This is a genomic window from Streptomyces poriferorum, from assembly GCF_019399235.1.
Taxonomy (GTDB): Bacteria; Actinomycetota; Actinomycetes; order Streptomycetales; family Streptomycetaceae; genus Streptomyces; species Streptomyces poriferorum.
In genome coordinates this window covers 1-7,568 of sequence record NZ_JAELVH010000454.1, presented here as the reverse complement: position 1 = coordinate 7,568, position 7,568 = coordinate 1, and the positions used below count along the sequence as shown (strand labels likewise).

At 71.5% G+C, this 7,568-nt stretch carries 7 protein-coding genes and 3 pseudogenes; 6 read left to right on the top strand and 4 right to left on the bottom strand.

What is annotated here, in order from left to right; translation table 11 throughout:
• Nucleotides 1-311: pseudogene (locus JGS39_RS38230) on the top strand (TetR family transcriptional regulator); the annotation flags it as partial.
• A 63-nt stretch (nt 312-374) separates the two neighbouring features.
• Here the strand turns inward: JGS39_RS38230 and JGS39_RS41290 are convergent.
• Nucleotides 375-689, bottom strand: a pseudogene (locus JGS39_RS41290) (ATP-binding cassette domain-containing protein); the annotation flags it as partial.
• Between the two features lie 294 nt (nt 690-983).
• Here JGS39_RS41290 and JGS39_RS38220 point away from each other — a divergent pair.
• Together JGS39_RS38220 and JGS39_RS38215 are read left to right on the top strand one after the other, a co-directional pair.
• Complete coding sequence (locus JGS39_RS38220; RefSeq protein WP_219574371.1) at nt 984-2,330, top strand: SGNH/GDSL hydrolase family protein; 1,347 nt, start codon at nt 984-986, stop codon at nt 2,328-2,330.
• A 607-nt stretch (nt 2,331-2,937) separates the two neighbouring features.
• Entirely contained in the window at nt 2,938-4,005 is a 1,068-nt protein-coding gene (locus JGS39_RS38215) for a terpene synthase family protein (protein ID WP_443742932.1), read from the top strand.
• A 167-nt stretch (nt 4,006-4,172) separates the two neighbouring features.
• Here the strand turns inward: JGS39_RS38215 and JGS39_RS41285 are convergent.
• Nucleotides 4,173-4,487: pseudogene (locus JGS39_RS41285) on the bottom strand (CopD family protein); the annotation flags it as partial.
• Between the two features lie 13 nt (nt 4,488-4,500).
• Here JGS39_RS41285 and JGS39_RS38205 point away from each other — a divergent pair.
• Together JGS39_RS38205 and JGS39_RS38200 are read left to right on the top strand one after the other, a co-directional pair.
• Nucleotides 4,501-4,791 carry a hypothetical protein gene (locus tag JGS39_RS38205; protein WP_219574373.1) on the top strand — a complete coding sequence of 97 codons (291 nt, stop codon included), beginning with the start codon at nt 4,501-4,503 and terminating at the stop codon, nt 4,789-4,791.
• Between the two features lie 177 nt (nt 4,792-4,968).
• Complete coding sequence (locus JGS39_RS38200; protein WP_219574370.1) at nt 4,969-5,379, top strand: STAS domain-containing protein; 411 nt, start codon at nt 4,969-4,971, stop codon at nt 5,377-5,379.
• A gap of 59 nt (nt 5,380-5,438) precedes the next feature.
• Here the strand turns inward: JGS39_RS38200 and JGS39_RS38195 are convergent, their stop codons facing one another.
• Nucleotides 5,439-5,648, bottom strand: coding sequence for an EF-hand domain-containing protein (locus JGS39_RS38195; protein ID WP_219574369.1), 210 nt, complete (start codon nt 5,646-5,648; stop codon nt 5,439-5,441).
• A gap of 142 nt (nt 5,649-5,790) precedes the next feature.
• Between JGS39_RS38195 and JGS39_RS38190 the strand changes: the two genes are divergently transcribed.
• Nucleotides 5,791-6,429, top strand: coding sequence for a GNAT family N-acetyltransferase (locus tag JGS39_RS38190; protein ID WP_219574368.1), 639 nt, complete (start codon nt 5,791-5,793; stop codon nt 6,427-6,429).
• 259 nt (nt 6,430-6,688) lie between these two features.
• On the opposite strand, the gene JGS39_RS38185 is transcribed toward JGS39_RS38190, so the two are convergent.
• A partial coding sequence (locus tag JGS39_RS38185) for a YncE family protein (RefSeq protein ID WP_219574367.1) occupies nt 6,689-7,568 on the bottom strand: 880 nt, incomplete at its 5' end.

Sequence of the window (7,568 nt, the reverse complement as noted above, 5' to 3'; positions counted from 1 at the left end):
CCCCCCTGTGCCCCTTCATCGCCGCCGCCGTCGAACTCCACGACTCCCAGCACCCCGCGTCCCAGTACGCGCGCGACTACAAGAAGGCCGTCGCAGCGCGGCTCGCCGACACCGCCCGCGAAGCCGGCGCCACCGACCCCGAACAGCTCGGCGAGCAGCTCGCACTGCTCATCGACGGCGCCGCGGCCCGCACCCGGGTCCTCGACTCCGACGCCTTCCCCACCGCAGCCGCCATCGCCGCCGTCCTCATCGACAACGCCATCCCCGCCACGGCCGGCGATGACCGGCGACGGGCGGAAGAGACGAGTTGACCCGAGGACCCGCCGACGAGGCGGGTCCTCGGGTCAACTCGTCTCTTCCGCCCGTCGCCAGTGCGCCGACGGCCGGTCCAGGCCCGCGGCGCACTGGAGGAACGTGGACTTGCCGGATCCGGACGGGCCCATGACCGCGGTGAACGTACCGCGCGGGAGGGCGAGGTCGACGCCCGCCGGCGCGTGAACGGCGCCCGCGCCGCGGCCGTACCGCCGCCGGACATCGCGCAGTTCGACGGCGAGACCCGGAGCGCCCGGGGCGCCCGGGCGTTCATCCGTCTGCTGCTGCCTGCCGCTGCTTAGCCTCGTGTTCTGCCCTTCGCGATGCTCGTGCTGACGCGATGGAGCGTGCGGGCACGGACGGGCGGCGGGCGTCATACCCGGGGGCCAAGGTGCGGGTGCTACCGCGGTAGGGGGCGGAGGAGGGCGGGCTGCTCCGCTCCGCGCGACCGGCCTGGGAGGGACCGATTCGCCGAAACATTTCGAACGATTGACCGCAATTATCGGAAGGGCTAGCCTGCCGCGTGGTCCGGCGGGCGCATGGACGGGGATGCCGTCCGCGTACGTGGACGCTTTGCGTCTCATCCCGCTCCCCCACGGCAATCCCGCTTCCCGCCGCGAACCGAATTGCACCGCAATCCCGTTTCCCCACCGCACAGAGGGAACACATCCATGAACCGAAGATCGTCACTGATCAGCCTGATCACCGCGGGAGCGCTCTTCGCCTCCCTGACCGCCATCTCGCCGGCGCTCGGGGCCGGCGATCGCGCAGGGGCGGACCGCGCACCCGGGCCGCAGGAGCGGAACGCCCACTGGGTGGCCACGTGGACGTCGATGCCGCAGCTGACGGAGCCGTCCAACATGCCGCCGGCGCCGTTCACCCAGGACGACGCCGTCCTGACGGACACGACGCTGCGGCAGACCGTCCACGTCTCGGCGGGCGGTGACCACATCCGGCTGCGGTTCTCCAACGCGTTCGGCGGCGCCGTGCTGCCCATCACCAAGGTGTCCGTGGCGCTGCCGCAGGACGGCCGGGCGGGCACCGGCGCCATCCGGGAGGGAACGACGCGCAGGGTGACCTTCGGCGGCGGCTCCTCGGTGGCGGTCCCGGCCGGCGCGCAGGCCGTCTCGGATCCGCTGGACTTCCGGCTGGAGCCCGGCTCCAACCTGACGGCCACGGTCTATCTGGCCACCGGTCAGGCGTCCACCGCCCTCACCTCGCACCCCGGTTCCCGTACGACCTCCTACCTCCGGTCCGGGGACCACGTCCAGGATCCTGATCTGCCCGGGGCCACCACCACCGACCACTGGTACCTCCTCAGCGGCGTCGAGGTCTGGTCCAGGAGCGGCACCTCCGCGACGGCCGTGCTCGGCGACTCGCTGACCGACGGCCGGGGTTCCACCACCAACGGGAACGACCGCTGGCCGGATGTGCTCCAGCAGCGGCTGGCGGCCGGTGCGGGCCCGGTACGGACCTCGGTCGTCAACCAGGCGGCCGGCGGGAACCGCCTGCTCAACGACGGCCTGGGACCGAACGGACTGGCCCGGCTGGACCGCGACGTACTGTCCCAGAGCGGCGTCGACCGGCTGATCGTCTTCGAGGGCGTCAACGATCTCGGGACGGCCCCCGCCACCCCCGCCGCCCAGAAGCAGGCGGCGGACGACGTGATCGCGGCGTACACCCAGATCATCGCCCGGGCCCATGCCCTGGGGATCCGGGTGTACGGGGCGACACTGACGCCCTTCGGCGGCAACACCGGCTACGACGACGTGGACGGATACCGCGAGGGCGCCCGACTGCGCATCAACACCTGGATCCGTACCGGCGGCCGCTTCGACGCGGTCATCGACTTCGACCGGGCCGCGCGCGATCCCCACAACCCCCGTGCGCTGCAACCCTCGTTGGACGTCGGCGACCATCTCCATCTGAACCCCGCGGGCTACCGGGCCCTGGCAGGCGCCGTCCCCGCCCGCCTGTTCCGGCCATCCCCGCTCCCGGCGGGCTTCGGCTACAACTGACCGGCGCACAAAGGCGGCCCGCGCACCCGTGAGGGGTGCGCGGGCCGTCCGTCTGCCGGCACGGGTGCGCTCCGCCGCCTCCGGCAGTCACGCGCACCCGGTCCCTGCGGGCCGGCCGGCCGTGTCCGGAAGCCCGGGACGGGATACTTCCGGCCGAGTGGTCAGCTGAGGCCGAACACCACACGGTGACACCGGACGAGACCCCAGAAGTGCGCCAACTTCCCATAAGCGAGCAGCTGTTCAAGAAGAACGCACATTTTCAGTCACAAGCGGCTTCCTTCCTCCGCATACTGGGAGTTCACTGGTCGTGACGAGTGGTGACGCGATCGCCGTGCACGTCAGACGGTGCGTGCTGCCCCGGCCCCTGCGGGGCCCACTTCGACGGCCCGGCCCTTCGGAGGAAAGAGGACAGCGATGACAGCCGCCCCTCCCTGGACGCTTCCTCGGCGGGATCCAGCCGTCGGGCCCGGCCACGGTGCACGAAGAGCGCCACGGGTCGACCGTCGCGACCGTCCGCCCCGCCGATCCGCTTTGCGGTGACCGCCGCAGCAGCCGGCTCCCGTCCTTAGCACCCGTTTCCGACGCCGGCGCGGACAACTGCCCCCCGATGACGCGGCTTTGTCGAAGCGCCGATCGACAACCTCGCGTTCACCGTCCGGCGCCCCGGCCTGCGCGTGCGCGGCCCTTTCGCGCATACCCCTTCCCTGTTCGTACCGTTCAGACGAGGTGCACCATGAGCAAGTTGGCGCTTCCAGAATTCCACATGCCGTTCGAGAGCGCGGGATGTCATCCGGGAGTCGAGCAGACCAGACAAGCCGCGTGGGAATGGGCGGAGGCCAGTGATCTCGTCCTGTCACCGGTGGCCCGCAAGAAGATGATCCGGACCCGGCCCGAACTCTGGATTTCCCTGATATTTCCCGAGGCGTCGCAGAAACACCTCGACCTCTTCTGCCAGTGGCTGTTCTGGGCCTTCCTCGTCGACGACGAGTTCGACGACGGACCTGCGGGCCGCGACCCGCAGGTGTGCGCGCGCGCCATCGCCCGTCTCGTGGACGTGCTCGACGGCGCACGGGCCCCGGTCGGCCCGATGGAACACGCCCTGGACGAACTGTTGGTCCGCACCTGCACGGACAGGCCGGTGCACTGGGTCCGGCAGTTCCGCCGCGACACGGCCGCCTGGCTGTGGACGTACTACGCGGAGGCGGTCGACCGGGCCGCCGGGCACGTTCCGAGCACGGCCGACTTCGTCAAGCACCGTCGTGACTCGGTGGCCATGCAGCCCTTTCTCGATCTGCACGAGATCACGGCGGGAATCGACCTGCCGGAGTCCGCCCGGAGCNTCGAGAAGGAGGCCCTGCTCGGATACGAGCACAACACGGTCCGGCTCATTCAGCGGGACCGCGGCGGCACGCTCCAGGAAGCCGTCGACGAAGCCGGGATTCTGCTGTCCCGCATTGCCGACCGGGTCCAGCGGGCGGAGAAGGAACTGACCGAGGAGATCGAGGCGGCAGGAATCGGAGGACTCCCGCGCGTCGCCCTGGAGCGCTGCGTCCGGGACTACCGGGGGCTCGTCCGGGGCGACTTCGACTACCACGCACGGGCTGAGCGCTACACCCGCCCCGACCTCATGGAGATCGACGAACAGGCCTCCATATCCCGGAACTTCGCCGCCTGACGGGACGCACGCCACGGACGCACGCGTTCACGGCAGCGAGTTCCGGCCAATTTTCGTCGCCGCGGCACGAGGCTTTCCGGCCGCTTCCCAGCGGCCGGAAAGCATGCGGCACGAACCGGCCACCGCACGCCGGCACCACCCCCCGGGACCGGCCGTCGGGGACACGGTCAGCGGGTGCCGATCCAGTGGGGGTCCGGTACGACGGTCAGCACTGCCGACACCAGTACGACCGTCCCCGGCGCGGCCGCCTCACGACGGGCGGAACGGTGGGCGCCCGCCGGATCCGCATCCCGGGCCGGCCGCCGTGGCGCCGCCGGCGCCAGGGCGCTCACCACGGCCACCAGCACCAGCTCGGCCAGCAGGGTGCGCCCGTACGCCGAGGTGAGGACGACGTCCGCCGGAAGCCTGCGCAGAGCGCTGCACGTGCCGGTCACCGCCAGAGGCACGTAGAGCCACGCGGCGAGGCGGGCGTAGCGCCCAGGAGGGGAGGAGCGCGTGGACGGCGAGTGCACCGGCGTGGACGGCGAGTGCACCGAAGAGGGCCGTGCAGAGCACGGTGGCGGCTCCCGCGCCGGGTATGCGCAGTTCACCGGTGCCGTGTCCCATGGCTGTGGCACCCAGCAGCGCGGCCGCCACAGCGGCCACGGCCAGGAGGCACGTCACCGCCACCTCGAGTACTGCGGCGACCGGTCTGCGGCGGAGGGCTCCGGGCACATGGGCGGGATCACCACCCACCCCCTTTTCCTGACTGGCAACCACACAAATCGCCTGCTGCTGTCCATGTGAACGGTGGACGTTCACCCGGAAGGAGGCATTGGGGAATGCGCGAACGTTTCTGCGTCGCCATCAGGCGGACCCTCGGGTTAGGTTCACCGACTGTCACCTCACCGACCGTCCCCCACTGACTGTCACGCGGGCCCCGGGTACGTCCTCGGGGCCCGGCGCTGCGAGGAGAGTCATCAGATGACCGAGACGCCGACCCCCACGGCAACCTCCGTGCCGGCCCTGCTGCCCGAGCCGTGCGGCCGGGTGTACCGCCGGGACGGATGCACGGTGGTGGCGCTGCGCGACGAGATCGACATCGCGACCGCCGCGCTCATCGCACCGGCCCTGGACGACGCGACGGCGGACGGCTCACCCCGGCTGGTGGTCGACCTGTCGGAGGTGAGCTTCCTCGACTGCTCGGGGCTGTCCCTGCTGTGCCGGGCCCGCCGGCGTGCGCTGGACCGCGAGGGGCGGTTCTGGCTCGTCTGTGCCTGCCCACGGATCCTGCGCCTGCTGCGGGCCGGCCGGCTGCACGATGTGTTCGGCCCGGTGGCGACCCCGGACGAGGTCTTCCGCACGGCGGAGACCGCGGCACCGGCCGTTTCCTGAGCGCGCCCCGGAGGGCCGTCCCGCGGCCCCCGGCCAGTCGGCCGGGGGTCCTCCGGACGTCAGTTCTGCGCGGCCCAGAACTCGTCGAACGTGAGGAGCCCGTCCCCGTTCGCGTCGTGCGAGTTGATCACGGCCTGGGCGACCGTCTCGGTGACGTAGGGGTCACCCAGCTGAGCCATGACGCTCTTGTACTCGACCGCCGAGATCAGCCCGTCGCCGTTCAGGTCGTACCGCTCGAATGCCTTGCGCGCCGACTCGATGTCCGCCACTTTTCCGCCCCTTCGTATGACTGTCTGACGGAGGTCAGATTAACGGGCGCGACAGCCGGCCCGGGCGGCGGCCGGTCGGCGATCATGGGTGGGCCGCCCACCGCCCGGTGGCCGGTGGCCCGAGCGGGGAGCAGACGGCGCGATGAGCGAGGCACTGGCACGGATTCTGGACGCCGCGGCGCACGGACGTTTCCCGCCCCCGGACGGGTCCATGACCGTGGTACGGCAGCCGAATTTCCGGGATGCCGGAGTGCTGGCCTGCACCGCGCACTCGGTGGTCTTCACCGACGAGGACCCGGCGTGGGTGCGCGAGACGCTCGCCGCCACCCCGGGCGACGCGCTCGCCGCGACGATGAATCCGTGTTTCCTGGGAGCCCTGATGGCCCGGACCGGCCGGCACATGAACACGATCGACCTCCTCACGGTCGCACCCGCCCTGCCGGGCACCCCGGACCTGGACCTGCGGGAGATCCGCGACCCGGAGCATCCCCGGGTCGCACGGGCGATGAGGTTCCGCGACGAGGTGCGGGTCTGGGGGGCCGAGGGCGGTGTGGTGATCCTCGGCCGCGGGGTCGCCGGGCGCTGGGAGACGGCGGTCGAGGTGGCCGAGGAGGCGCGCGGGCGGCGGCTCGGCGAACGGCTGGCACGCGCGGCCCGGCAGCTGGTGCCGGACGCGGTGGTGTGGGCGCAGCAGTCGCCGGGGAACGCCCGCAGTGTGCGGACGTTCCAGGCGGCGGGCTACCGGCCGGTGGGGTCGGAGGCCCTGCTGGTCACGGGCTGACTCACCGGCCGCCCGCCCAGCGAGACCGGGTCGTCACGGACCGGCCGCAGGCCACCGGACGGTGAGGTCGGAAGACTCCTGATCGCGGGCCGAACCACCGGCCGCCGGTCCAGCGAGACCGGGTCGTAACGGACCGGTCGCGGGCCACCGGCCGGTGAGGTCGGAGGCACTCCTGATCGCGGACCGAACCAGCGCCCGCCGGCCCGGGGAGACCGGGTCGTCACGGACCGGTCGTGGGCGCCCTCGTCGCCGGACGGCCTCAGCGGAAGACGCCGGTGTGGCCGAGCGAGTAGCGGCCCGGCTGCGGGTAGACGGCGAGGCCGTGCGGCCCGCTGCCCACCGGGATGCGGGCCAGCTGCTTGCCGGTGGCGGTGTCGATCGCGTACACCTCGGCGTCGTAACGCCCGGACAGCCACAGCACCTTGCCGTCCGCCGAGACCCCGCCCATGTCCGGGCTGCCGCCGTTCGGCAGGTGCCACTTCTTGGCCAGCTTCTTCTGCGCGAAGTCGAACACGGAGACCGAGCCCTCGCCGCGGTTGGAGATGTACATCTCCTTCGCGTCGCGGCTGACGTAGAGCCCGTGGGTGCCCTTGCCGGTGGGCAGCAGCTCGGGCGTGGTGAACTTCTTCCCGTCCAGCACCCACATGCCGTTGGCCATCATGTCCGCGATGTAGAAGGTGCTGCCGTCGGGCGACAGTTTGACGTCCTGCGGCATCGCGCCCTTGAACGGCAGCTTCTGCTGTCCCACGACCTCCATCTTCGCCGTGTCGACCTTGAGGAGTTCGCCGGAGAACTCGCAGGAGACGATGAAGTACCGGCCGTCGGCGGAGAAGTCGGCGTGATTGACGCCCGCGCAGCTCACCGGGACGGCCTTGGCCGTCTTCATGGTGTGCGCGTCGCGGAAGACCAGTTCGCGGTCCATCGAGGCCATCACGATGGCGTACGTGCCGTTCGGCGTGAAGTACAGGTTGTACGGGTCGGAGACGCCGACCGTCTTCCCCGCCTTCCCGGTCGCCGGGTCGATGGCGGTGAGGCTGTCCCCGACGTCGTTGTTGACCCAGAGCGTCTTGAGGTCCCAGGACGGGACGACGTGCTGCGGCTGGCGGCCGACCGGGATCGTCTCGATGACCTTGTACGTG

Bases quoted from the DNA above. Each gene is read 5' to 3' on its own strand.
- JGS39_RS38220 (WP_219574371.1), top strand. From the start codon at position 984: ATGAACCGAAGATCGTCACTGATCAGCCTGATCACCGCGGGAGCGCTC.
- JGS39_RS38200 (WP_219574370.1), top strand. From the start codon at position 4,969: ATGACCGAGACGCCGACCCCCACGGCAACCTCCGTGCCGGCCCTGCTG.
- JGS39_RS38190 (WP_219574368.1), top strand. From the start codon at position 5,791: ATGAGCGAGGCACTGGCACGGATTCTGGACGCCGCGGCGCACGGACGT.